23 protein-coding genes are annotated in these 24,544 nt (G+C 39.9%); 18 read left to right on the top strand and 5 right to left on the bottom strand.

Annotation, left to right across the window (positions count from 1 at the left end; translation table 11 throughout):
- Nucleotides 1-75: 75 nt before the first annotated feature.
- From FKN05_RS12055 to FKN05_RS12075, 5 genes are all read right to left on the bottom strand, one after another.
- Nucleotides 76-1,605 (bottom strand): hypothetical protein, encoded by a 1,530-nt coding sequence (locus tag FKN05_RS12055; protein WP_170887625.1) that lies wholly within the window; start codon nt 1,603-1,605, stop codon nt 76-78.
- 915 nt (nt 1,606-2,520) lie between these two features.
- Nucleotides 2,521-4,671 carry a YjbH domain-containing protein gene (locus tag FKN05_RS12060; protein ID WP_170887626.1) on the bottom strand — a complete coding sequence of 717 codons (2,151 nt, stop codon included), beginning with the start codon at nt 4,669-4,671 and terminating at the stop codon, nt 2,521-2,523.
- 5 nt (nt 4,672-4,676) lie between these two features.
- The gene (locus FKN05_RS12065; protein ID WP_170887627.1) at nt 4,677-5,477 is read right to left on the bottom strand and encodes a capsule biosynthesis GfcC family protein; all 801 of its coding nucleotides are present in this window, start codon (nt 5,475-5,477) and stop codon (nt 4,677-4,679) included.
- A 3-nt stretch (nt 5,478-5,480) separates the two neighbouring features.
- Nucleotides 5,481-6,158: a YjbF family lipoprotein gene (locus FKN05_RS12070; RefSeq protein ID WP_099610805.1), complete on the bottom strand. Its 678-nt coding sequence runs from the start codon at nt 6,156-6,158 to the stop codon at nt 5,481-5,483.
- 78 nt (nt 6,159-6,236) lie between these two features.
- Complete coding sequence (locus tag FKN05_RS12075; protein ID WP_099610804.1) at nt 6,237-6,482, bottom strand: hypothetical protein; 246 nt, start codon at nt 6,480-6,482, stop codon at nt 6,237-6,239.
- A gap of 434 nt (nt 6,483-6,916) precedes the next feature.
- On the opposite strand from FKN05_RS12075, the gene FKN05_RS12080 reads away from it, so the two are divergent.
- From FKN05_RS12080 to FKN05_RS12165, 18 genes are all read left to right on the top strand, one after another.
- A complete protein-coding gene (locus FKN05_RS12080; protein ID WP_099610803.1) occupies nt 6,917-7,420 on the top strand; it encodes an outer membrane beta-barrel protein in 504 nt (167 codons plus the stop codon).
- A 58-nt stretch (nt 7,421-7,478) separates the two neighbouring features.
- Entirely contained in the window at nt 7,479-10,043 is a 2,565-nt protein-coding gene (locus FKN05_RS12085; protein ID WP_170887628.1) for an SLBB domain-containing protein, read from the top strand.
- Between the two features lie 85 nt (nt 10,044-10,128).
- Nucleotides 10,129-10,527 (top strand): four helix bundle protein, encoded by a 399-nt coding sequence (locus FKN05_RS12090; RefSeq protein WP_170887629.1) that lies wholly within the window; start codon nt 10,129-10,131, stop codon nt 10,525-10,527.
- Nucleotides 10,528-10,774: 247 nt separating this feature from the next.
- The gene (locus FKN05_RS12095) at nt 10,775-11,770 is read left to right on the top strand and encodes a Wzz/FepE/Etk N-terminal domain-containing protein (protein WP_170887630.1); all 996 of its coding nucleotides are present in this window, start codon (nt 10,775-10,777) and stop codon (nt 11,768-11,770) included.
- A 29-nt stretch (nt 11,771-11,799) separates the two neighbouring features.
- Nucleotides 11,800-12,948 (top strand): dTDP-glucose 4,6-dehydratase, encoded by a 1,149-nt coding sequence (locus tag FKN05_RS12100; RefSeq protein WP_170887631.1) that lies wholly within the window; start codon nt 11,800-11,802, stop codon nt 12,946-12,948.
- A gap of 63 nt (nt 12,949-13,011) precedes the next feature.
- Nucleotides 13,012-13,377: a four helix bundle protein gene (locus FKN05_RS12105; protein WP_170887632.1), complete on the top strand. Its 366-nt coding sequence runs from the start codon at nt 13,012-13,014 to the stop codon at nt 13,375-13,377.
- Between the two features lie 62 nt (nt 13,378-13,439).
- Nucleotides 13,440-14,366 (top strand): glucose-1-phosphate thymidylyltransferase RfbA, encoded by a 927-nt coding sequence (gene rfbA / locus FKN05_RS12110; protein WP_170887633.1) that lies wholly within the window; start codon nt 13,440-13,442, stop codon nt 14,364-14,366.
- Nucleotides 14,363-14,776, top strand: a complete 414-nt coding sequence (locus FKN05_RS12115) for a sugar 3,4-ketoisomerase (protein WP_170887634.1) — start codon at nt 14,363-14,365, stop codon at nt 14,774-14,776. Before rfbA ends, FKN05_RS12115 begins: the two co-directional genes overlap by 4 nt.
- The gene (locus FKN05_RS12120; protein WP_170887635.1) at nt 14,769-15,605 is read left to right on the top strand and encodes a formyltransferase family protein; all 837 of its coding nucleotides are present in this window, start codon (nt 14,769-14,771) and stop codon (nt 15,603-15,605) included. Before FKN05_RS12115 ends, FKN05_RS12120 begins: the two co-directional genes overlap by 8 nt.
- On the top strand, nt 15,602-16,543 hold the full coding sequence (locus tag FKN05_RS16835) for a GNAT family N-acetyltransferase (RefSeq protein ID WP_170887636.1): 942 nt from the start codon (nt 15,602-15,604) through the stop codon (nt 16,541-16,543). The genes FKN05_RS12120 and FKN05_RS16835 overlap by 4 nt, the downstream gene beginning before the upstream one ends.
- Nucleotides 16,536-17,639 (top strand): DegT/DnrJ/EryC1/StrS family aminotransferase, encoded by a 1,104-nt coding sequence (locus tag FKN05_RS12130; protein WP_170887637.1) that lies wholly within the window; start codon nt 16,536-16,538, stop codon nt 17,637-17,639. Before FKN05_RS16835 ends, FKN05_RS12130 begins: the two co-directional genes overlap by 8 nt.
- Nucleotides 17,636-18,205, top strand: coding sequence for a DapH/DapD/GlmU-related protein (locus tag FKN05_RS12135; protein ID WP_170887638.1), 570 nt, complete (start codon nt 17,636-17,638; stop codon nt 18,203-18,205). Before FKN05_RS12130 ends, FKN05_RS12135 begins: the two co-directional genes overlap by 4 nt.
- A complete protein-coding gene (locus FKN05_RS12140; RefSeq protein WP_170887639.1) occupies nt 18,202-19,446 on the top strand; it encodes an O-antigen translocase in 1,245 nt (414 codons plus the stop codon). The genes FKN05_RS12135 and FKN05_RS12140 overlap by 4 nt, the downstream gene beginning before the upstream one ends.
- Nucleotides 19,447-19,448: 2 nt before the next feature.
- The gene (locus FKN05_RS12145; RefSeq protein WP_170887640.1) at nt 19,449-20,234 is read left to right on the top strand and encodes a glycosyltransferase; all 786 of its coding nucleotides are present in this window, start codon (nt 19,449-19,451) and stop codon (nt 20,232-20,234) included.
- 301 nt (nt 20,235-20,535) lie between these two features.
- On the top strand, nt 20,536-21,570 hold the full coding sequence (locus FKN05_RS12150; RefSeq protein WP_170887641.1) for a polysaccharide pyruvyl transferase family protein: 1,035 nt from the start codon (nt 20,536-20,538) through the stop codon (nt 21,568-21,570).
- Nucleotides 21,567-22,667 (top strand): glycosyltransferase family 4 protein, encoded by a 1,101-nt coding sequence (locus FKN05_RS12155; RefSeq protein WP_170887642.1) that lies wholly within the window; start codon nt 21,567-21,569, stop codon nt 22,665-22,667. Before FKN05_RS12150 ends, FKN05_RS12155 begins: the two co-directional genes overlap by 4 nt.
- Nucleotides 22,668-22,835: 168 nt before the next feature.
- On the top strand, nt 22,836-23,168 hold the full coding sequence (locus tag FKN05_RS12160; RefSeq protein ID WP_346656359.1) for an ISAs1 family transposase: 333 nt from the start codon (nt 22,836-22,838) through the stop codon (nt 23,166-23,168).
- On the top strand, nt 23,161-24,543 hold the full coding sequence (locus FKN05_RS12165; protein WP_170887643.1) for a hypothetical protein: 1,383 nt from the start codon (nt 23,161-23,163) through the stop codon (nt 24,541-24,543). The genes FKN05_RS12160 and FKN05_RS12165 overlap by 8 nt, the downstream gene beginning before the upstream one ends.
- Nucleotide 24,544 lies beyond the last annotated feature (1 nt).

Raw genomic sequence — 24,544 nt, forward strand, 5'->3', positions numbered from 1 at the left:
CGTAACGAAACCACCCCGCCCTACGGGCACCCCTCCGGAGGAGGGGAATTAAAACGTAAGCTATTCACGACTACCTTAATTATTATCAGTTTTTAGCCATACCCAAGTATACGGGTGACGCTTGAGCTTATCTTGGAAGTCTTGTTGCGCAGAGATGTTTTTTAGGAGTGGGATAACATCGACCCTAGGATTGGTATTTTGAGTAAAAAAATCATCAATCATACCAAATAGGTCTTGATTTTGATATAAAAAAGCCTCTGTGATGCTTGATTGTGTCGTTTGCATAAATGAAGTTGATGCACTTAATAAATCATTAAATTGACCATCGATACCCGGACTTCCAAATTCCATCAAAGGCAGTTCATTCTGAAATGGAGTATAAAATACTTGTCTAACAAACTGGTCCTCAGAATTTAGCTTTGCACGAATGAATATACGTTGAATGGTATTATTAGGTAAATGATTACTGGTAATTTGAAGGCATTGTTTTTGACTATCAGTTTGACAACTAATTAATCTTGGTACTTCTGGAGATGGGAAGTCCACGAGAATATTATCGGCGTTTAAACTTGTCCCTGGGTTCGTCGTTTCTGTTGTTCCTTGAGTGACGTGTTGGATCCCCCAGTATATTGGGTTTCCATTGGGAAGCTGTTTTCCTTTTATATTCAGATAATAATTTGTGTCAGCTATCTCATTGGAGTAACTAAACGAGCCGTTTTGAGTCGTCGTCAGTGGCTGCCATAAATAAGCATAAGGTGCATTAAACTGTCGGCCATCGACAAAAATATTTGCTGAATCTAGAGTTAAGTCGTTAGGTATAGTCCAAGGAGCATTTGTTACTTCTTCGGGTAGCTCGGTTAACTCTAATGGAGTAGCAGCGGAACCTCTTTCTGTGAAACGAGTAAATTTAAATCCGATGAGTTGGTTAAGCTCAGGGCCATCTTTATCCGTTGCATACTGTACTGCTAATAAAGGACGTTGCTGTGAAGGAAATTCAATCTTTTCATTACCATTTTGAGTTAAGTTGTAATGTTCTGTAAAATTATCTAAATTTTGGTAGGCAGTATTAAAGCCAGTGTAGTAATCAAGGGCGCGTTTAGGATTAATATATCCTTCTTGCATCTGAATATTTGGATTCGCACTGCTTGGAGTCAAACAATTATTAGCTGCTGATCCTTTGGCGTAAATATTCAACGATTCTGGTAATAGTGCTTTAGCTAAAGTTGTTACATGGCTAATGCCCGAGCTATTAAATTCGGCAAAGCTGACATAGCCATTGTTAGGTACTTCATTTTGTTTGAAACTAAATGAAGTCGTAGAGAAGTTATCGTATTTTTTATGCACACTACCATCTGGGTTGTGCAAAATGATCTCATAAATGCTATCGGGGCGTGAAGCAAAAGCAATTACATTTTTAGATTGGTCAGAGTTATACCCAAAAATCTGGCAATTTGTTTCATTGTTTTGAACTTTTAAGCCTAAAAAGCTTACATTATAATATTTCACTGTCGGCGCAGGCGTCCCACCACCCGAACCACTCTCCCCACCGCCACAGCCGAAGAGGGTAAGGGCGATGACGGTTGTTATCATAGATTTTTGCATCATAAGGTCTCTAACAAGTTGACGTTGAAAATTGCGTTACAAATATTATGCAATAAATAGACCAGAACATACCAATGCCGTGGTTTTTTAAATCATCAAATCTAATCGTATTCTATAGCCATAAAAACCACCCCGCCCTGCGGGCACCCCTCCGGAGGAGGGGAATTAACCCCGCATTTTTCCATACCGTTAATTTATATTTTCAACATCAACACTCGTTATTGCCGCGCAAATACTCGCTAACTTCACCCCTTGCACTGAACCAAATTCCCCTCCCTCGGAGGGGTGGCAGGCGAAGCCTGACGGGGTGGTTGGTTTTTTAAACTAAGTTCCTAGGCACTAGGTGCGGTCAGATCCTAGGAAAAACAAAAGCTAGAGACTGAGTATGAGTTATTCGTAACGAAACCACCCCGCCCTACGGGCACCCCTCCAGAGGAGGGGAATTAACCCACGTTTTTCCATATCGTTAATTTATATTTTCAACATCAACACTCGTCATTGCCGCGAAAATACTCGCTAACTTCACCATTTTCACTGAACTAACTTCACCACTCGCACTGAACCAACTTCACCCCTTGCACTGAACCAAATTCCCCTCCCTCGGAGGGGTGGCAGGCGAAGCCTGACGGGGTGGTTGGTTTTTTAAACTAAGTTCCTAGGCACTAGGTGAGGGCAGATCCTAGGAAAAACAAAAGCTAGAGCCTGAGTATGAGTTATTCGTAACGAAACCACCCCGCCCTACGGGCACCCCTCCGGAGGAGGGGAATTAACCCCACGTTTTTCCACACCGTTAATTTATATTTTCAACATCACCACTCGCACTGAACCAACTTCACCATTTGCACTGAACTAACTTCACCCCTTGCACTGAACCAAATTCCCCTCCGAAGGAGGGGAATTACACTATAACCTAAAAACTTACTTCGCCGGTCTGCTGTACCAAGGGCTTCGGGCATCTGTCATGTCAAACAACCTGTGCTGACGCGACAACATTTGCCCGCCATCACGCTGAATCGGCATCCAAGAAATAGCGGCTCGGTTGGTATTATGCTTTGCCGTCATCATCTCAAGTGGTACTGAGATATAAAAGCCTTTAGTAAAACTGCCTTCGCCAAATTCATCCGCTGATAAATCCGTTTTGGTGGCAAACGCTCCGACAATCACGCCACTGTTAAATTGTTTTGAAAAATCGACCGTGACTCCAATATCTTCTGACAAATAACGTCCCGCGCTCACCTTTAACAAACTATCATCAAACAGTGACCAAAATTGTGGCTGCCAATATAACGTAGCATGACCAGTGGTGCTGCCGGTTTGCACCCGATAGTTGCGATTGATGGTGTTATCGTAATGCACTTCATCACGATAAATCCCAAACATAGAGCCCGCTTCACGCTGAGCAACATAGTTGACATCGACACCTAGCGCCCAATTTTGGTTGAGTGGGCGATACAGCCATTCAGTTCCCACCCCGGCAAACATGCTTTCAAGGTAACCGGCATAAAATTGGTTATACATGCCAGCCCCTAAATGGTCGAAATAGGTCAATTGAGCATGGTTCACTCGCACCGTGTCTTCCAAATATTCCCGGCTTAACGTTCGAACGCGTTTTAGATCGGTGCCATCCGGTGGCACGGTATACTTAAACTTATCGTAGTTATCATAAATATTGCCATACAAGCTACCAGACAGTAGCCAGTGATCATTAAAGCGCCAACTGGCATCCGCTCTCGCGCCGATAGCAAATAAATAGAAACTTTCCGAGCCACCAAACGACTGTTGCAATACCGGAGAAAGGCCAAACTGCCATGCTTTATCCTGTTGAGTGTGTTGTTCTCCATCAATCGGCGAGGGCTCTTGCACGGCTATTGCGTCATCGATGGTTGCGCCAATATAGGCTTGATCAAGCACTTGATGGGCCTTATCGCTATCGATCACCACCTCGGTTAACGGCTGTTGTTGACGAGTTTCTATCACGCGGATTTGCTCGGTGACAATACCACTGTTCAACACCACCCGGGCGAGCCGATCATAACCTTCTTGTCGATCACGATAACGTTTTTGTTCACCCGTAATCGTCACGGCATTATCGCTTTGATACACCCGCAGTGATTGATAGCCAGAAACATTGGCCAGCTGTTCGGTTACGGCTTGCCACTCTTCATTGGTTAGGTAGGTACGAGGGGCCGACGGCGCATAAGCTGGTTTGGGTTCATCTAACCATAACGGCTTAATGTGAGAAAAGTTACTATGCAAACGCAAGCCAAGGTTAACGCTATTGCCGCGTTCATAACTGACTCGTACACTGGCCCAATCGCTTAAGGCGTAGTTCATGCCAATGTTCCAAGGTGTCGATTGGGGAATCGTCACTTTGCCTGCCGTTACTGGATAATCACTGCGGTAATCATTCCCATCATATTCAATTTTGAACGAAAGCGGCGGATGTGGCGTTTGATATTCAACCCCACCAAACAGTGCCATGCAGCCGGTAAACATGCGCTTGACATCAAAACTGCCACCATTACCTTTGTAACCGGTATCGCGGCCACAATCACTCGAGCGTGTTTTGTCACCGTGTAAATTGCCTCGGTTACCTAAATAGCCCCAGCCGATGCCGAGGGTAAAATCGAGTGGCCCCCACCGTTTATTGGCGGCGAGGTATTCACCATCATATAAGCCTGTACCACCAATATCTTGCAAGCCCAACGAGACTTGCGGCAGCCAATAACTCTCTTGCCATAAACGAATTTTGGCATCAAACGATTTATCAGTATATTTGGTATTGCCGCTAAATGACGGATCGTTGCTATACAACATGTCATGAGTTTGTGCATAACGAGCGGTGGTCTCTAACCATGGAAACAGTTGCACCGAGACAGTGTAAAAATCATACACGTCATTGTGGTTATAGGCGGCACTAAATTCTCCTTCCGGTTGCATGCGAGCACTGGGCATTTGCATCAGGCCGGTGCCACCAAAATTCGATTGAGTATAAGACTGTGCGCCGAGCGGTAAAGCACAGCACAACAGGCTCGCATAGCTTAAGTATTTTATCGAATCACTTAACATCGTCGTTATTCTCTCGGCAGTTGATGGCGTAGCAGTTCAACCACCTGCTGATTGAGGTGTGCCAGTTCAGTACGGTCAATGGTTGATCCAAAGGCAGCGCTAAATGGGACGTAGATGATCGCGCCGGGTAAAATTGTCAGCGGTTGGGCATTCCAATAGCCAACCGGATGCGCTTCAACATCGCCATTGGGTTGGATGACGCTTACTTCACCGAGCGTGGGTTGTAGCCATTGCGCTCGTTGCGCATAGTCACCAGCACTGAAAGTCGCCTGCCACACTTGTGGTTCTGAATGGCGCACCGCGCCCAATACGGTCACCGTTTGATGTTCGCCTAACAGAGGGAGGTAAAGGGAAAATTGGCCGCGTAATAATGGGTTATGGCCACTCACCACTCGGATAATATCAGGATCTAACGTAATCAATGCGCGTTTGGCAAAGTGTCGCTTACGCAGCTCATTACGCAATTGTTGCCAAGCGCTCGCTTGTGGTTCTGGTACGCGATTTTGCCATTCGGCTAGCGTTCGGAGCAGAGTTTTGGCGAGAGGAAACGGTTCATGCAAACAAAACAAGCGACTATTTTGCCAGTCAATCCGTAGAGTACTAAGCGCGGTAGGTTGTGATTGCAACGCTTGTAAAACCATCGCATCCAGCCTAACTGGGCCATCAGCCACCAGCGTGACAGAAGGAGTATTGCCAGCAACGCTAACTTGAGCGACAAACTCGCCTTGAGAAATCGGCGTATTGGCGAGCAGTGGCAAACTGAACCCCAGCCAGCCCATGGCACAGAGTAAGGTGATAAAACGCATGGTTTATTCTCCCGCAAACGGTTTAGCAATAGAAAGGGTCAGGCGAGCCCCTTGTGGGCCTAAGTATTGTTCACTGGCGATCACCCGACCAGTGCTCGGGCTTAACCAATAGCGGTTTTGATAATGCTGTTGACTGGCAGTGAGCGTGACATTTTCTTCGACCAGAAGCAAAGTGTGCTGGCCAGTTGGTAAGGTTTTTTCTTGTTGACCATAAACACTAAATTGAGATTTCGCTGGCTCTATATAGTTTTGTTGATCTCGTTGCCAGTGCAATTGATACCACCAGGTGGTCGGGGTGTTAGGGTCAAGTAAATTTAAGCTCAGAGGATCAGGCGTTTTTGCTGTGACCGATAAAATATTGCCCACCACTAAATTGGCTGTTTTTGTGATGCGTCCAGCCTCAGTAACCACTAACTCCTGTTGGTTAGACACCCACTTCAAGGCGAGTGGTTCCCCTTGACCAGGTTCGGCCCAAGCTAATACCAGTAATGCATTTGGGTCATTCTCTAATCCAACAAACAGCGAAGCGTAGGGCAGGGTTTGGGCATACTCAGCGGTGGCTCGCTCATCATTAACCCCCATCAGGGCGACGGAAAGTGTTTCAGAGAGTTGCTGAGTTTGAGGGGCGCAGCCCACCAAGGCCAAGAGAGTAAACAGTAATCCATGATAAGCGCAACGCATCTCACCATCCTTTATCGAGAACCAAGTAAAAAATAAAGCCGCCTTAGGCAGCTTTATTCATGTTAAAACAGCAAGCAATTATTTTTGTGGATTGCTCACTGACGTTGCAGTGTCGTTATCACTCGCCGCCACGGCAGCGACGGCTACGGCTGCAGCCATAGTTGCTGCTGCTGTGCCTGCTGCAACGCCACCTGCTGCTGCGCCAGCAGCACCGGCACCGCCTGCACCACCAGCGGTACCAGAAGCGGCCGCGGTTGTTTCAGCAGCAATTGCGCCTTGTGCCATTGCAAAGGTTGCTAGCAATACCATTGCGGTCTTTTTCATAGTTAATCCTTATCTAACTTATTTTTAAACATCGATGTTATGAAATGAAAACTCATTTCACAGCTCATTTTAGGGCCAATGTCGAAACAATGTAAATATTTGCTGCATAAAGTTGCTTAAATAAATGAAATTGCCCAGTTGTTGGTTATATCACCGACCAATTATTGTGATACTGATCAAACTTTGTATGGGACTAGGACGAGATCGCGAAAATTATTAATTTTATTAATAGAAATGTAATTTAATTTTTCGATTAATTAAATCAATGTTTATGACTTTTTGTGGTTGATAGCCCTATCCCATCTGTGCATAATCTTCGCCACATAAAAAATAACAATATCGGCTGGCTCCAGCAATGCGTGTACAACGTAGGGCGGTAGCGTGCCTAAAATAGAATTCCTTAAGGAATATGATTAACAACGCAGGGAACACGCATGAGATGCAATAAAGCATGCCTCACCTTAGGCCTGATCAGTGCTGGCCTATTTTCATTCTCGGCACATGCCGAACTCTACAGCGGTTTAAGCCTGGCTTATAGTGATGCCGAATATCGGGCATCCACCTGGCAAGATGCCTCTCCTCTTTTAGCTCAAGTTCAATTGGGTTACTTCTTTTCTGATTATTTAGCACTTGAAGGGCGTTACTCCACCAGTGTAAAACGTGAAGAAGGCTTGTCCATCAATGGCTTATCCAGCGTTTTGTTCAAAGCTAACATGCCCACCACCGATCGCCTCGCGATGTATGCTGTCGCGGGCTATTCCTACGTGCGTGCTGATTATCAACATCAAACCAATAATGACAGTGGGGCTTCGTTTGGGGTCGGTTTCCACTACGCACTGAGCGGTAAAACCGCGGTTACGGGTGAGTTTATCAATTATCTTGCTGGTGATGATGTGCGTTTAACCGCTTTACAATTGGGTATGCAGTTTAAGTTCTAGGACCTAGAACCTAGGACTTAAAACGCATCACTTTCCTATTCAACCATCGGAAAACACCATGTTTGACAGACGCTTTACCTTTTTTGCACCGTTATTACTTTGTATGCTCACTAGCCAAGTCTATGCACAAGGTCCTACAGCGGCTCAGATCAGTATGTTTCAAAATTTGCCAACGGCTCAAAAGCAAGCTTTAGCGAAAGAATATGGTATTGATCTTTCCCAAGGAGTCTCTAGCCCAACAGAAAAGCACGAAGAAGTAAAAACTCAAGAGCCAAGAGAAACAGACACCGAGCATGATCTCAATGATCAAGATAAAAACAGTAAGGAAGTTCAAGCGAATAGATTAAAACGTTTTGGTGTCAATTTATTTGCTTCTTCGCCGTCCACTTTTGCCCCTACCAATGACTCTCCGGTTCCGAGTGACTATCCAATTGGCCCCGGGGATGAGATTGTCGTTCAGCTATTTGGTAAAGAAAACCTCATTCACCGTTTACGGGTGAACCGTGAAGGCGTGATTAACTTTCCTTCTCTTGGCCCGATTTCGGTTGCAGGTCTCTCTTTTAGTGAAGTTCGTGCAAGTTTGAGCCAACGCGTTCAAGAGCAGATGATCGGGGTTCGTAGCGACATCACTCTTGGTGAGCTACGCAGTATGCAAATTTTTGTTATGGGCGAGTCCTATAAGCCGGGTGCCTATACCGTTAGTGCATTAACCACCATATCACAAGCGATTTACCACAGCGGTGGGTTTAGCAAAAGCGGTGCATTACGCAACATTCAACTAAAACGTCATGGTCAAGTCGTGCAAACGTTAGATATGTACGATCTACTATTAAAAGGCGATACCAGTGCAGATGTCCGTTTGATGCCGGGCGATGTTGTATGGATTGCGCCGGTGGCTGACGTTGCTGTCATTGAGGGACAAATACAACGCCCAGCTATTTATGAAATAAAGCCAGGTAGCACCTATCAAGATCTTATCACTATGGCGGGTGGCTTACGTGTCAATGCCTTTGCTGAACGTAGCCAATTAAAACGTTTATTACCTGGAGAAAGTGTTGAATTACGCGATGTCAATTTAACAGAGATCAACACACTTAATCAGCCTGTACATCATGGTGACGTACTAACCGTCGCAACACGAACAAATCCACTAACGAATGTCGTGCAGATCACCGGTGATGTGACTCACCCAGGAGTAGTTGAGTGGCAAGAAGGCATGACCGTGAGTGATATCTTTCAATCTCAAGACAGCGCATTTAATCCGAGTGCAGATTTAGATTATGCTTTATTAGTTCGAGAAGTTAATCATCAAAGGGATATAAAGGTTTTACAGTTTAATTTAGCTGATGCCCTACTTAATCCATCGTCATCAAACAATCTCGTTTTATCTAATGGTGATCAACTGGTTGTATTTAGTCGTCGTGGGGTTGATCGAGATAACGGTACTGCAGTTGAAATCGTGCAATCACTTGATGAAGCAGAACGTCAGGCGCAGAAAGATAAACAAGCGACCGACAAACAATTAGCACTAGGTGCAGATCGCTCATCGAACTCTCGTCGCGCTCTGTTAGCTCCGATACTGTTGCGTTTGCAACAACAAGCCCGTTACGGAGAGCCTGCCGCTATTGTTGAGTTAGTTGGTGAGCTTCGTTATCCAGGTCGTTATCCGATAACCCAAAAACAAGATTTAAATAGCTTATTAATCGCCGCAGGTGGATTGACTTCAAATGCATATACTGATCGTGCTGAGTTGACCCGTGCAGCCATTAACCAAACTGATTACCATGCAAATATTGAACAAATTAACTTAAATGCGGTGCTCAGTGGTGAGGCACAAGTCATCGTTCAGCCGCGAGATCGACTTAGCGTTTTTGAGCGTCCAGAGATACAACATCAATACACGATCACCTTGCAAGGCGAAGTTAAATTCCCTGGAATCTATACCATCCGTCGTGGTGAAACCCTAGCGCAGCTATTACAGCGAGCCGGAGGATTAACCGAGTTTGCTCACCCACAAGGGGCCATTTTTACCCGTGAAGCGTTGCGCCAGCAAGAGCAAAAACTGCTCAGCCAATATGCTGCTGATATGCGTCGTGAAGTGGCGAAAAAAACCTTCAATGCCGATAGCCGAGTCTCGAATGTAATTAATGATCCAGATAAAACCCTCGCCTTTATTGAAGAGGCAACCAAACAGCGAGCATTAGGCCGCATGGTCGTTCAATTGGATCAAATTATTGATGGCTACGCGGGCGCTAACTTTATGCTCGAAGATGGTGACTTTTTATTTGTTCCGACCTATCGCAATACCGTTTCTATTATGGGTGAAGTACAAGTGGGAATTACTTACTTACTTGACCCAAGTTTAACGGTCGATGATTACATCAACAGAGCCGGCGGCATGAAAAAACAAGCCGATGATGAGCGCATTTTTGTCGTACGTGCCGATGGTTCGGTATTTAAACCTAACACCGGTTTTTGGTTTGGCCGCCGTAATGAAGCATTAAAACCCGGCGATACCATCGTCGTCCCAGTCGATACCGACTACCGCGACGCACTTAACGTCTGGACCGCCGCCACACAAATCCTTTATCAAACCGGTGTAGCAGTGAATGCGTTGAAGTAGGGATGCAGATCCTAGGGTGAAGCAGGCCCTAGGACCTAGAACCTAGAACCTAAAAACCTAAAAACCTAAAAACCGGAATCCCATCATGCGCCAACTGAACTTTGAAAAACTAGAGGTTTGGAAACGAAGTTGCCGTTTATCTTGTGACTTATATCTGTTACTCGATACCTGTAAAAATTACGGTTTTAAAGATCAGATAACACGTAGTGCCTTATCAATTGCTTCAAATATTGCTGAAGGTGAGGAACGTGAAACGGCTAAGGAGTCAGCTCGTTTTCTCTATATTGCTAAAGGTTCTGCCGGAGAAGCGATAACTCAACTTTATATTGGTATCGAAGCTGGATTTTTAGATAAACAAAAAGGTTTAGCGTTACTCAATGAAGCGAAAGAAATATCGGCAATGTTAGCTTCTTTGATAAAAATTCGAAAAGGCTATGTTCGAGAAGATTCTGCGGAATATTTAGGAAAAGCAGGGCCTAGGTAAAAGCAGGTCCTAGGAAAAGCAAGACCAAGATCAAGGTCCTAGGGAAGAGCAGGTCCTGGGTCCTAGGGAAAAACAAGACCAAAACCGAAAACTCCGAACTTAAAGAATCAAAGAACCTAGGACCTAGCACCTAGGAACTTAAAGACCTAGAACCTAAAAACCTATTAATTAATTTCACCGATCCTACCCCTAGCGCCGGGTGTTTTCCTAGGCCCTAGAACCTAGGATCCTAGGACCTAAAAACCCAATGGAACAACAGAAACTAACACCACCTAATTACTTAACCTATCCACCACAACCCGCAGCGATTGCCGATGACGAAATCGACTTACGCGAACTCTTCATCGCCCTCTGGAAAGGCAAATGGATCATCATCGCCACCACCTTCATCTTTGCCGTGGGTGCCGTGTTTTACGCTCTTAGCCAACCCAATATTTATAAAGCCGATATACTTTTGGCTCCTGCGGAAAGTAGTGGCGGTGGCGGTTTGGCAAAAATGGCTGGCCAGTTGGGAGGCTTAGCTGCCCTAGCGGGGGTAAACCTTGGCAGTGGGGAAGGTAGCCAAACCGAGCTTGCCGCGCAAGTGATTAAATCTCGCCAATTTATTCAACACTTTATTGAAAAGTACCATATTTTGGTTCCGCTCATGGCAACTAAAGGCTGGGATTTGACCACCAATCAATTGATTATTAATGATGCCGTGTATGATGAACAAACCCAAACTTGGTTGCGTGAACCACAAGGGCTACGCGGTGCAAAACCGACCGCGCAAGAAGCGCATGAAATGTTTGTTAAAAATATACTCACCGTTACTAGCGATAAAACCAGCGGCCTGTATACCGTGAGTGTTTCTCATTATTCTCCTTATATTGCTCAGCAGTGGGCGACCTGGTTAGTGGCAGAAATTAACCAAGTGATGCGTGAGCGCACCATTGCCGAAACCACCCAAAACCTCAATTACCTGCAAGAGCAGCTACAAAAAACCTCAGTGGCCGATATGCAAGCCACCTTCTATAAACTGATTGAAGAACAAACCAAGAGCCTGATGCTGGCTGAAGTGCAAGATGAGTTTGTCTTTAAAGTGGTTGACCCAGCCGTAGTACCAGAGCTAAAAGATAAACCGAAACGCGCGCTGATTTGTGTGCTAGGCACCTTACTCGGCGGCATGCTGGGCGTAGCGATGGTTTTGGTTAGGTTTGCGTTTAGAAGAGAAGATACTGAGGACCTAGGACCTAGCACCTAGGACCCAAAAACCTTTTTCAGGAAATAATCATGAAAATTCTTGTCACCGGTGGCGCGGGCTTTATTGGCTCCGCAGTTATTCGCCATATTATTCAAAACACCCAAGATAGCGTGGTCAACCTGGATAAGCTGACTTATGCAGGTAATTTAGAATCGTTAGCCTTGGTTGCAGACAGTGAACGCTATGCCTTTGAGCAAGTGGATATTTGTAACCGTACTGAACTGGATCGCGTCTTTGCTCAGCATCAACCGGATGCAGTGATGCACTTGGCCGCTGAATCTCATGTTGACCGTTCTATCGATGGCCCTGCTGCTTTCATTGAAACTAATATTGTTGGCACTTATACGCTATTAGAAGCCACCCGTAGCTACTGGAATCGCTTAGACGATGAGCGCAAAGCCGCGTTTCGTTTTCATCATATTTCAACCGATGAAGTGTATGGCGACTTGCCACACCCGGCTGATATTTATAATGATGAATGTTTAATGGTGAATGGTGAATTAACTCAAAATAATTCAACATTAAACATTAACCATTTACCCTTGTTTACTGAAACCACCGCTTATGCGCCATCAAGTCCTTACTCCGCATCTAAAGCATCGAGCGATCATTTAGTTCGAGCATGGCTACGCACTTATGGTTTACCCACCATAGTTACTAACTGCTCAAATAACTATGGCCCGTATCATTTCCCTGAGAAGCTTATTCCGCTGGTGATCTTAAATGCTTTAGAGGGTAAGCCATTACCCATTTATGGTAATGGTGATCAAATTCGTGATTGGCTGTATGTCGAAGACCACGCCCGTGCACTGTACAAAGTGGTCACGGAAGGCAAAGTGGGGGAAACCTACAATATCGGCGGCCATAATGAGAAGCAGAACATCGAAGTGGTAAAAACCATTTGTGCGATTATGGATCAACTCGTGCCGATGGAGCAGCGTGGCTACCCAGTCAACACGCAACATGCATCATTAATCACTCATGTTAAAGATCGCCCTGGCCATGACAGACGCTATGCGATTGACTCAAGTAAGATGCAAAAAGAACTTGGTTGGACACCCATCGAAACCTTTGAAACAGGCTTAAAAAAGACGGTTCAGTGGTATTTGGATAACCAAGAATGGTGCCAAAATGTGCAAGATGGTAGCTACCAACGTGAACGGCTCGGTAGTTGTTAATGATTAATGGTGAATGTTTAATTGGTAATGGTTAGCTGATAATGCTGAATGTTGGGGGAGTGGATGAGCTCGAATCTGGTGTTGGACAAAGCGTTTCAATTTGCGGTTCGAATCGTCAAGCTAAACCAATATTTAGTTAAAACACATAAAGAATATGTGCTGACTAAACAACTATTACGATCGGGTACATCAATTGGTGCCAATATCAATGAAGCGCAAGCCGCACAAAGTCATGCAGACTTTATTGCAAAAATGTCGATTGCTAGTAAAGAAGCCAGAGAAACCCATTATTGGTTAAAGCTGTTGTGTGAAACTGATTACTTAAACCAGAAAGATGAACATGTTGTAACCTTACTCACTCAGAGTGAAGAGCTGATAAAAATGCTTACCAGCATTGTTAAAACCGCCCAGCAAACTCAAAAGCAGTAAACCAAGCTATTTCATTCCATTCAATATTAACCAAGTAACATTAAAATTATTAAGTATTAATCATGGAATTAAACATTCAACAATCAACATTAAACACTCAACACAATACCAAGGGGATTGTGTTGGCCGGCGGCTCCGGCACGCGCCTTTATCCCATCACCATGGGAGTCTCTAAACAGCTGCTACCGGTTTACGACAAACCGATGATTTACTATCCGTTGTCAGTATTAATGCTGGCGGGTATTCGTGAGATTTTGATCATTACCACTCCAGAAGATCAAACCAGTTTTCAACGTTTATTGGGTGATGGCAGCCAGTTTGGTATTGCCCTTGAATACGCCGTGCAAGAGTCACCTGATGGCCTTGCGCAGGCCTTTATTATTGGTGAAGCCTTTATTGGCGATTCCTCAGTCTGTTTAGTATTGGGCGATAATATTTTTTGGGGGCAAGGTTTTCGACCTAAATTGCAACAAGCGGTTGCTAATGCCAATAGCGGCCAAGGGGCAACGGTATTTGGTTACCAAGTCAAAGATCCTGAGCGCTTTGGTGTGGTCGAGTTTGATGATAATAAACACGCCATTTCAATTGAAGAAAAACCCAGCCAACCAAAAAGCAATTTTGCTGTCACTGGGCTGTATTTTTACGATAATCAAGTCGTAAAACTGGCCAAAGAAGTGCAGCCTTCAGCGCGTGGTGAACTAGAAATTACCTGCCTGAATGAGATGTACTTAAAGCGTAATCAACTCAATGTTGAACTACTTGGTCGTGGCTATGCGTGGCTGGATACCGGTACTCATGAAAGTTTATTAGAGGCCGCACAGTTTGTAGAAACGATAGAAAAACGCCAAGGCTATAAAGTCGCTTGCCTAGAAGAAATCGGCTATAGCCAACAGTGGTTAACCACTGAGCAAGTGGCAGCACGTGCAGAGTTAATGGCTAAAAATGGTTATGGGCAGTATCTTTCATCACTTTTAGAAGGTCAGGCATGAGTTTAATTAAATGGATTGAGTTTCCTTGCTTAGGGGATGAGCGAGGAAACCTCGTCGTGTTAGAAGGGATGAAGAATATACCGTTTGAGATCAAGCGAGTTTATTATTTATTTGGTATGCAGCCCAATATACCACGTGGTTTTCATGCTCATAAAGCAATCGTACAATATGCAGTTTGCGTTAAAGGCTCTTGTGATATCTTGATGGACAATGGAAAAGAGAAACAAATTGTCACTTTAGATTCACCAGTCAAAGGTTTATTGATTGATGTGATGCAATGGCATGAAATGAGCAATTTTAGTCAAGATTGCGTGCTGATGGTGTTAGCCAGCGAACGTTATGATGAAAGTGATTATATAAGAAATTACGATGAGTTTGTGAATAGAATTAAAGGTGAAGCATTTGAATGAATTAATCTTTGCTGGTTCAGGGAAAGGCGGCATCGTGGCATTAAAATCACTACAAGCCGAATTTGAAAAAATTTACGTACTAAGTGATGATGAGATTATCAACTCTATATTGCGTTCTTCTGATAGAAAAATAAAAGACTTTATGGATGTTGATACAAAGATTGTAGTGTGTGCAGGATATATGAAAATTATCAAAAGTAAAGATCTAGAATCTAAGACTTTTATAAATACTCATCCTTCTTTGCTCCCCAAATATCGAGGTATTCATAGTTTGGCTTGGGCCATGTTGAATTTTGAAAAAAAACTTGGATTTACTATTCATTTGATGAATGAGAACATCGATGACGGCCCGATTTTAGAACAGTTTGAGATAGAATATAATGACGAAACATCAAAGGAAATTTCTTTAAAGTTTGAAAATTATGTTGAAACTAGACTTGGGCGTGTGGTTAAAGATTTCTGTGAAGGTAAGATACTTCCTAAAGAGCAAGATAGAATGGCTGCTACTTGGGTAGCTAGACGTAACTTGCGAGATTGTCTAATTAAGTATGAGTATACAATTGAATATATCGAACGAATGTTTAAGGTTCTAGTTAGACCCTATCCATTGCCGATGATTGAATTGAGAGGGAATGTTTATGAGATCACATCAGCTAGTTTTATCAAAACGGATTACTATACTGATATCGGTAGGGTTTTAAACATCGAAAATCGGGATGTTTATATAAAGGTTTCTAACGGCATACTTGTCGTTAAAGAGCTAAGGGTACTTGATGAGAATATTACGGCTTATCCGGGTGATATACTTAAGTTAGGAGAGAGGTTGTGAAATTAATAAAGTATGATTCATCGTATAAGGCCAAGTGGGATGAATTTATTAAAACCTCTAAGAATGGCCTTTTTATGTATCAAAGAGAGTTTATGGAGTATCACAGTGATCGATTTGTTGATTTTTCATTTATGATTGCTGATGACAAGGGGAAAATTAAAGCAGTTTTCCCTGCCAATATTTCAGGTGAAATAGTATATAGTCATCAAGGTTTAACTTTCGGTGGTTTGGTCGTAAATAGTCATTCAACTGTTAAGTCAGTTTTAGATATATTCACCCTGCTTAAATGTGGTTTGAAAGAATACGGTGTAAGCAAAATTATTTATAAATGTGTTCCTTATATATATAGCGCTATACCATCGCAAGAAGAGTTGTATGCATTATTTATGTGTAATGCAAGCTTAATTAGATGTGATGTCACAACGAGTATTAATCTATCTCACCCTCTTCCATACGGAAGTCAAAGAAAAAGATCTATAAAAAAAGCATTAAAATCTGATTTGGTTGTCGAAAGAGAGTATGAAATAGAAGAGTATTGGGAAATTCTAAATCAAGTTTTAAACTCAAAGCATAATGCTCAATCTGTACATACTGTGGAAGAAATGAAGTACTTAATGAGTAAGTTTCCTGATAACATAAAATTATATGTAGCAAAACAAAATAGTGTTGTTTTGGCTGGAACTATTATTTTTGAAAGCGAGTTTGTGGCTCACACACAGTATCTTGCTAATTCTGAACGGGGAAAAGCATGCGGAGCGCTTGATATTGTAATTGATACACTAATCTCAGATGTTTATAAAAACAAAAAGTACTTTGATTTCGGTATATCAAATGAGAATGAAGGTAGGTATTTAAATCAAGGTCTTATTACCCAAAAAGAAGGTTTTGGTGCAAGAGCTGTAGTTCACAAACAATATGAGATATTAATTCATGATTAAGTTTTTGGATTTGAAAGAAATCAACAAACATTACAAAACTGAGTTAAAAGAAGCTTGTTCTCGAGTCATTGATTCTGGCTGGTATATTCAAGGCCAAGAGTTACAGCAGTTTGAAGCCGAATTTGCTGCCTATTGCGGCACTAAACACGCGATTGGCGTAGCAAATGGCCTTGATGCGTTAATCTTAGTGCTGCGCGCGTGGAAAGAGTTAGGAAAATTGCAAGAAGGGGATGAAGTGATTGTCCCTGCGAACACCTACATTGCCAGCATTTTAGCTATTACTGAAAACCGCTTAACGCCAGTACTGGTTGAGCCAGATATCAATACCTATAACTTGAGCCCAGAAGGTATTCAAGCGGCGATCACGCCAAAGACCAAAGCGATTCTTCCGGTGCATCTGTATGGTTTAATTTCACCGATGGCTGAGATTATGCAAATTGCTCAAGAATACGATTTATTAGTGTTAGAAGATTGCGCGCAAGCGCATGGCGCAGAAATTAATGGTCAGCGCGCGGGTAATTGGGGACATGCGGCGGGGTTTAGTTTCTACCCAGGTAAAAACCTAGGAGCACTAGGGGATGCGGGAGCGATTACCACCAATAATGATCAGTTAGCTGATACGTTAAAAGCGCTGCGTAATTATGGCTCACATAAAAAGTATGAGAACCTTTACCAAGGTGTTAATAGTCGTTTAGATGAAATACAAGCCGCGATGTTACGCGTGAAGTTGTGCCATTTAGATAATGAGACGCAAGTTCGACAAAAAATCGCATTGTATTATTTAAATAACATTAAAAATAAACTTGTAACGCTACCAGAGGTAAAAATAGAAAGGTCACATGTGTGGCACCTATTTGTAGTAAGAACAGAAAATAGACAGGAATTGTGTGATTGCTTGCAAAAAAATGGTATTCAAACGCTTGTGCATTATCCAATACCGCCACATAAGCAGCAAGCTTACTCAAACTATGAAAAGTTATCTTTACCTGTAACTGAATTGATTCATGAGCAAGTTCTATCTTTACCAATAGATCCTACTTTAAACGAAACTGATGTTTATAAAATTGTTGAAACAATTAATGGATTTAAACTTTGAAAAAGATAATTATTAAGTTGATACTTTTTGTTTGTAAGAATCTAAGGATTGGCTTTTACAATTTTATTTCTGATCACAATATTCAAGCAATAAAAAATCAGCCTGTTTTAGCTAAAGGATCAGGTGTAATTGAAATGGCAAAAAGCGTTAAATTAGGTGTAGAGAAATCACCTGGTTTTTTTTCTAGTTACATTTATATTGAAGCTAGAAAAGTCACGAGTCAAATTATAGTTGGAGAGAATACGCACATAAACAATAATTGCAGTATTATTTCTGATGGCTGTAAAATTAAAATTGGACAAAATTGTTTATTTGGATTGAATACACAAATTATTGATTCAGATTTCCATGATTTAAAACCTCAAAGACGTTTTGGTGGCGGAAATGTGCTAATGTCAGATATAACGATCGAGAATAATGTTTTTGTTGGTAACAACGTGAGCATATTAAAAGGGGTTACTATTGGGGAAAACTCAGTTATTGCCAATGGATCGATTGTCTCTAATTCAATACCGAACAATGTCATTGCGGCAGGTGTACCTGCTAAAGTTTTAAGAAGTATATGAACCTATTAAAAACATCAATACTCTCTGGTATTTCTACTTTAATAAGAATAATAAGCGGCGTTATCATTACGAAAGTTGTTGCAACTTTTACGGGGCCGGCGGGCTTGGCAGTTATAGGTCAATTACAAAATATTATAAGTCTTGCTATGTTGCTAACGGGTGACTTTTTAAAAACAGCGACAACAAAATATACTGCTGAGTACAAAGAACAAGAGCAGAATAAATATAAGATTTGGTCAAGTGCTTTAAAAATCATCATATTTTTAAATGTTGTGGTTTTTTTTGTTTTTTATTTTTTTTCAGATGAAATTTCAACTTACTTTCTAAAAAGTACAGAGTTTTCATATGTGTTTAAAGTATTTTCAATTAGTTTGCCATTTTTTGTGCTTAATTCTTTTTTATTGGCAATTATCAATGGTCAAAAGGATATCAAGCGTTACATTTTCTTAAACATAACCTTGAGCATCGTATCTTTATTACTAGTTTGTTTACTCAGTTATTTTTACGGGATAACAGGATCTTTAATTGCTTATGCAACAAATCAGTCTATAGTATTTTTCATTACTATTTTTGTAGTTAAGAATCAACCTTGGTTCAAAGTTAAATATTTTTTTTATAAGACTGAACTGTCACAATATAAAAAATTATTTGGTTTCGCATTAATAACGTTTACATCGATAATAGCATCTAATGGTTCGGTTTTTTATATTAGGAGTTATTTGATAGAAAACCTTTCACCAGCACTAGCTGGTAATTGGCAAGCGATGTGGTCGTTATCACAGATCTCATTGTCGTTAATCACAATGTCTTTGGCTACGTATTTATTACCAACACTCTCTCATTTGAAAAGTAAGGTTCTAATTAACAAAGAGTTGCAAGCAGCAATTAAAATTATAATGCCAATTACATTAATAATCTCTTCAGTTATATACGTCTTAAGAGATGTTATTATCATGATCCTATATACAACAGAGTTCACCGCTATGAGGGACTTGTTTTTTTGGCAAATGATAGGGAACTCTATTAAGGTTTGTGGGTGGTTATATGGCTACGTACTTGTAGCAAAGGGAATGGTTAAATATACCGTTTCAACAGAAATTATATTTGCATTAATCTGGTGTTTTTTATCTTCATATTTAATTGATATATATGGATTGATAGGGGCCATTTATGCCTTTACTATTAACGCTTTGTTGCATAGTATCGCTATGTTTTTAGTATATAAATTTAAGGTTAACTAGATATGCTTAATAGTGTGAGTATTATAATTTCTGCTTTTAATGGTCGGCATTATATTGAAGAAACAATTAATTCCTGCCTTCAGCAGACCCACAAAAATTTGCAAGTCATCATCATAGATGACGGCTCCACGGATGGGACTAGAGACTTACTTTTATCTTATAAAGACAGAGTGAAACTTATCTTTAATGAGAAAAATGTAGGTATTGCAAAAAATGTTAACAAAGGTGTTAATGAAATAAATAGTGAGTTCTTTATACTACTTGGGCATGATGATGTATTACCAAAAAACCATGTAGAATTAATGATTTCAGAGTTTAACGACGATATTGTAGGCGTTCATTGTAACAGTATATTGATAGACAGTATAGGTAATGAAAACGGTTTCTCTCGCAATGATATAATTCAAGAGAAAAAAACAGAAAATTGTTTATTTGAATTATCGCTAGACAACTTTATAAGTAGTTGTGGCATGATTCACAGGACTAGTATTTTTAAAGCAACTAAAGGTTGGGATGAAACGTATAGGAATTTTGGGGAGTGGCTATATTATATTAAAGCATTAGAACATGGAAAGATAAAGTACACTACGAATACTTATGCTTACTACAGGCGTCATGATACTAATATTACAAATACTTTCAAAGATAAAAATGTAATTAAAAAGTTAAATACTTATAAAAATACATGCCGAAAATTAGCTCATAAAAAAAATGCAAATACGTTTATTGAAAATATTAAATACTACTTCAACAGAAATAAACAATTTATTAAGGTGTTTGTTTCATAGGGGAGTGAAAAATCATGAACATGCGCGTGTTTAAAGGGCAGGGAAATCGCATGAATATGCCCATTTTTAAAGGGCTTTCGTAAAATTAGAATCTTCTAATCTACAAGGTATTTTTTTAGCATTCAACGCAAACGAATGAAGTGTGCGATGGATGTAAACTACTTAAGCAAGATTCTTGGAGCCCTTGAATGACGGGGATGTTCATGCGATTTCCGTGATTAGGAAGCTTTTATTTACGGGAATGTCGTGTAGAATTTATTAAATCAATCATCGTTGCCCATACTGAAGATAGAGGTACTTTTTGATAAAGAAAATAATTACAGTAAATGAAATGTTCTCCGATAATATTGGTGATCAAGCGATTTCCGATCAAATGGAACATTTCTGCAAAAAAGGTGACAACTATCTAGTTGATAAAGCTGATTTTTCTTTTAGAACATCATTGAAAAAACAAAATGTAGTTAAAGTTAATGAAAAAAAACTGATTAGATTGCCGATTTATTTAAAGCCGTTTTTACTTATTTTAAAAAACGCAGGTAAAGCTAATGCTATAGCAAAAAATAAATATGACTTGGCTATTATTGGAGGTGGGCAATTAATTTTGTCTAACGGATCTTTTTCTGCCTCAATGTTTTTATATGCCTTATTCTTTAAACTTTATGGAACGAAGGTTAAGATAGTATCTGTAGGTGTTGGAGAGAGGTTTTCATTAGTAGATAAAATCATTTATCGTTTTGCATTTTATTTTGTTGATGAGTTTTTTTTAAGAGATATTAAAAGCCAAGAAAACTTGAGAGCTATTTTTGGTAAGAAAGCTGAATATTCACCAGATATAGCGTACTTTATGTCAGGAAAGATATGCAAAAGCACATCGAGTAAACACTTAATATGTCCAGTTGAATATGAGGTATTTAAGCGGTACTACAAGGAAATGGGATATAATTTTGTTGATTATAAAAAATATGAAAATAAGTGGATAGACGAGATTGAAAGTATCATATTTGATAATCCAGACGATGGGGTTATTATCACTGCAACTACATTAGCCGATTATCAATTTGCTGTGAGTATTTTTAAGCTGTTGAGTGCTAAGCATGTTGGCAGAGTTGAACTGGTTAAAACAGAAAACTGGTATGAATTCATTGATATTGCAAAGAATTGCGATAGTGTCATGTCAGGGAGAATGCACGCACTTATACTTTGCCATTGCTTAGGATTGAAAATAGTGCCTTATAAGATCTCTAAAAAAATCAGTGCGTTCGAGAACTTTTATTTAAAAGCAGATGCATCTACTCACAAACATGTGCTTGACATCTTAAGAGATGAAATACTATGAAAATATTAATATTTTCTCATGAATACCCACCTAAAATAGGAGGGGCTGGTATTGTTGCTCAAGAGTATGCACATTGCTTATCAGCGGCTGGTCATGACATAACTGTGTTAACACAGTTAACGGAAGAAGATAACTTGCGTTCCGATTCCAAAATATTTCATGTGGTTAGGGTTAAAGCAAAAAATCGATTTTGGTTTTTATCTTATCGTTATGCTGCTAACTGGGATTCATTTGATTTGATTATATTAAATGATGTTGGAGCGGCATATACAGCAGGTTTATTCTTTAATAGCGAATTATTAACTAAGTGTGTAATGTTATTACATGGAAGTGAGCCTGAGACAGTTTTTATAAATCCAACTTTGATAAGAAAGTTAAGCTTATTTAAGCTCACATATTTACGTGCTTTGAATAAGTGTAAAAAAATTATTTCTGTTAGTGATTTTATGAAAGATAAGTTCGTTAACTATACGGGTTTATTTAGCTTAGAGAGTAAAATTGTTGTAATACATAACTTTATTGATCAAGAATTGTTTAAACCCAGCATTGATAAATCATTTCGCACTGATGTGGGTCTTCCAGATGACGCATTTTTACTGGTTTCTGTTAGCAGAATAGTATTTGGGAAAGGTTATTTAGAAAAAATAAATATATTTGAAAATCTAGTAAATAACTTTAAAAGGGATATATATTGGTTAATAGTTGGAGACGGTGAAGATTTAGAGTATTTGAAAAATGTAGTTAGTGAAAAAAAACTAACTAAGAGAATTATTTTTTTAGGTGCTGTGCCAAGAAATAAGCTTCCTAGAATTTATTCGAACTCTAACCTTTTTTGGTTGCTATCTAATTATGAAGAGTCCTTAGGTTTAGTTTATATAGAAGCGCAGGCATGTGGCTGCCCTGCACTTGGCTGGAATTCTTCAGGTGTAAGAGAGGCAATAATTAATGATGAAAATGGTTATCTAGTAAATTCTGAAGATGAAATAATAGAGTTGTTTGTACTAAATAATTTTAAAAAGCTTGATATTAATAAGATTGTGAATTTTTCATCAAACTTTCATAGTGACAAATTAGTAAAATTTATAAATAATTTATAGTTAAAAATATTGGCAATAGTATGGTCAGGGTCCACAGGGAAATCGTACGAATACTCCCATTTTCAAAGAGCTTTCGTCAAATTAGTATCTTCTAATTTACAAAATGTTTCTTTAGCATTCATCACATTATTGGAAACTCATTAAGGATCAATTTGTAGATCATTTTGAGTGTTTTTTAATGGTTCTGTACTTAAACGGAGCCAAATTATGACGACAATAACGAACCCAAGCTCGAAAAAACTCAGTGCGGAAGAGTTGCATGATGCAACGCGTTCTCACTGGGGAATTGAGTCGATGCATTGGCAACTTGATGTTACTTTTAGAGAAGATGCATGTCGCATTCGAGTCGATGATCGCGCAGAGGCTTTTTCAAGGATCAGGCAGGTATGTTTGAACCTTTTAAAGCAAGAAACGAGCTTTAAGGGAGGCATTCAGCGCAAACGAATGAAGTGTGCGATGGATGTAAACTACTTAAGTAAGGTTCTTGGAGCCCTTGAATGACGGGGATGTTCATGCGATTTCCGTGGAATGTCCATGGTTTTCTTCTTTCCGTTTCTTGTTTATTAATGAGAGCTTTTGGTTTATGCGTATGTCGCTAAGTATAAATGCTTTTTTCTCACTTCTATTTTTTTACGCAATAGCGATGCCATTTTTTCATAACAAAATTGGTAGTGCTGGTATTTTGGTTGTAAATGGAGCGTTAATATTATTTATTGCTTCTTTTTTGCTGATGTGCAAGAGGTTTACCTTCTCATTTGAAAATAGTGTACATAAAAAAATAGGACTACTATATCTCTATCCCCTTCTTTTTTTTCTTTTTTTGATTCCAGTATCGATGGTGTTTGGGCTACTTTTTGGTGGGATAACTATAATTGAGAGAGACTTTTTTGAATTATATCGACCAATACTTTATATATTAGTTTTTCTATTTGGTTATATGTATTTTTCAAAAAAAGACAGTGTTGAATACTTTGAGAAGCTTATTTTGGCTATATTTGTAATTATAGTGCTTTTTGGCTTGAATCATTTTTTTAGAATATTTGATTCGATCAGTGAGTTGTATACTAAGTCACATAACATTCGGACAAGACGAGTCTCGGTGCCTTTTGTTAATCCGTATGACTATGCTTTTTTTATGACATTTTTTATCTATTATTTTTTCATAAAGTTCTTATATGATAGATTAGTGTATTTACCATTTTTTTTGTTATCCGTTGTTATGTTTGTACTCCCACAATCTAGATCGGTTGCTGCTGGATTTATTGTTGGTTTTTTTCTAATAATGCCCTTGTTCTTGACTTACTCTGGCTTCAAGTTAAAAACGTTTAGAATTAATTCTAGGTTACTGTTTTTTTACCTTTTCTTTATTTTTCTTGTTATATCTTTTATTGTCTCTATACCTTATTTAATTGAAAACTTTAGTTACTTGACTGGTCAATTTATTAGATTGCTGGAGAGTGGAGAGGTTGGTGGTTCTGCAGGTACGAGATTAGAGCAATTCTTGTTCGCGTTAGATAAAGCAATAGTTAACCCATTTATTATGTTGTTTGGTAATGGCCCAGCAAAAGATGAAATGGAATTTGTTGAATCGATATATAACTATTTTTTTTATAGGTATGGTTTGATTGGTGTTATATTATATTTTCACTTGCTTCTCCTGACGTTGTTTTTCTGTTTTAAAATTATAAAATCTTTAGGCTATCAATCAAAATCTTATGCATTATTTATGGCAATATTTTTATGGCTTATGACCATCCCACTTTTATCTATAGGTAATAACTTTACTGAGCAGGCTAGAACCTCATTCTTTTACTACATGCTTTTAGGTTTGGTGGCTGCATCTTACTATCAAATAGTGATAAAAAAGGGTAATTAAC

The sequence above is a fragment of the Vibrio sp. 1-1(7) genome (genome assembly GCF_013048485.1).
Classification (GTDB): Bacteria; Pseudomonadota; Gammaproteobacteria; order Enterobacterales; family Vibrionaceae; genus Vibrio; species Vibrio fujianensis.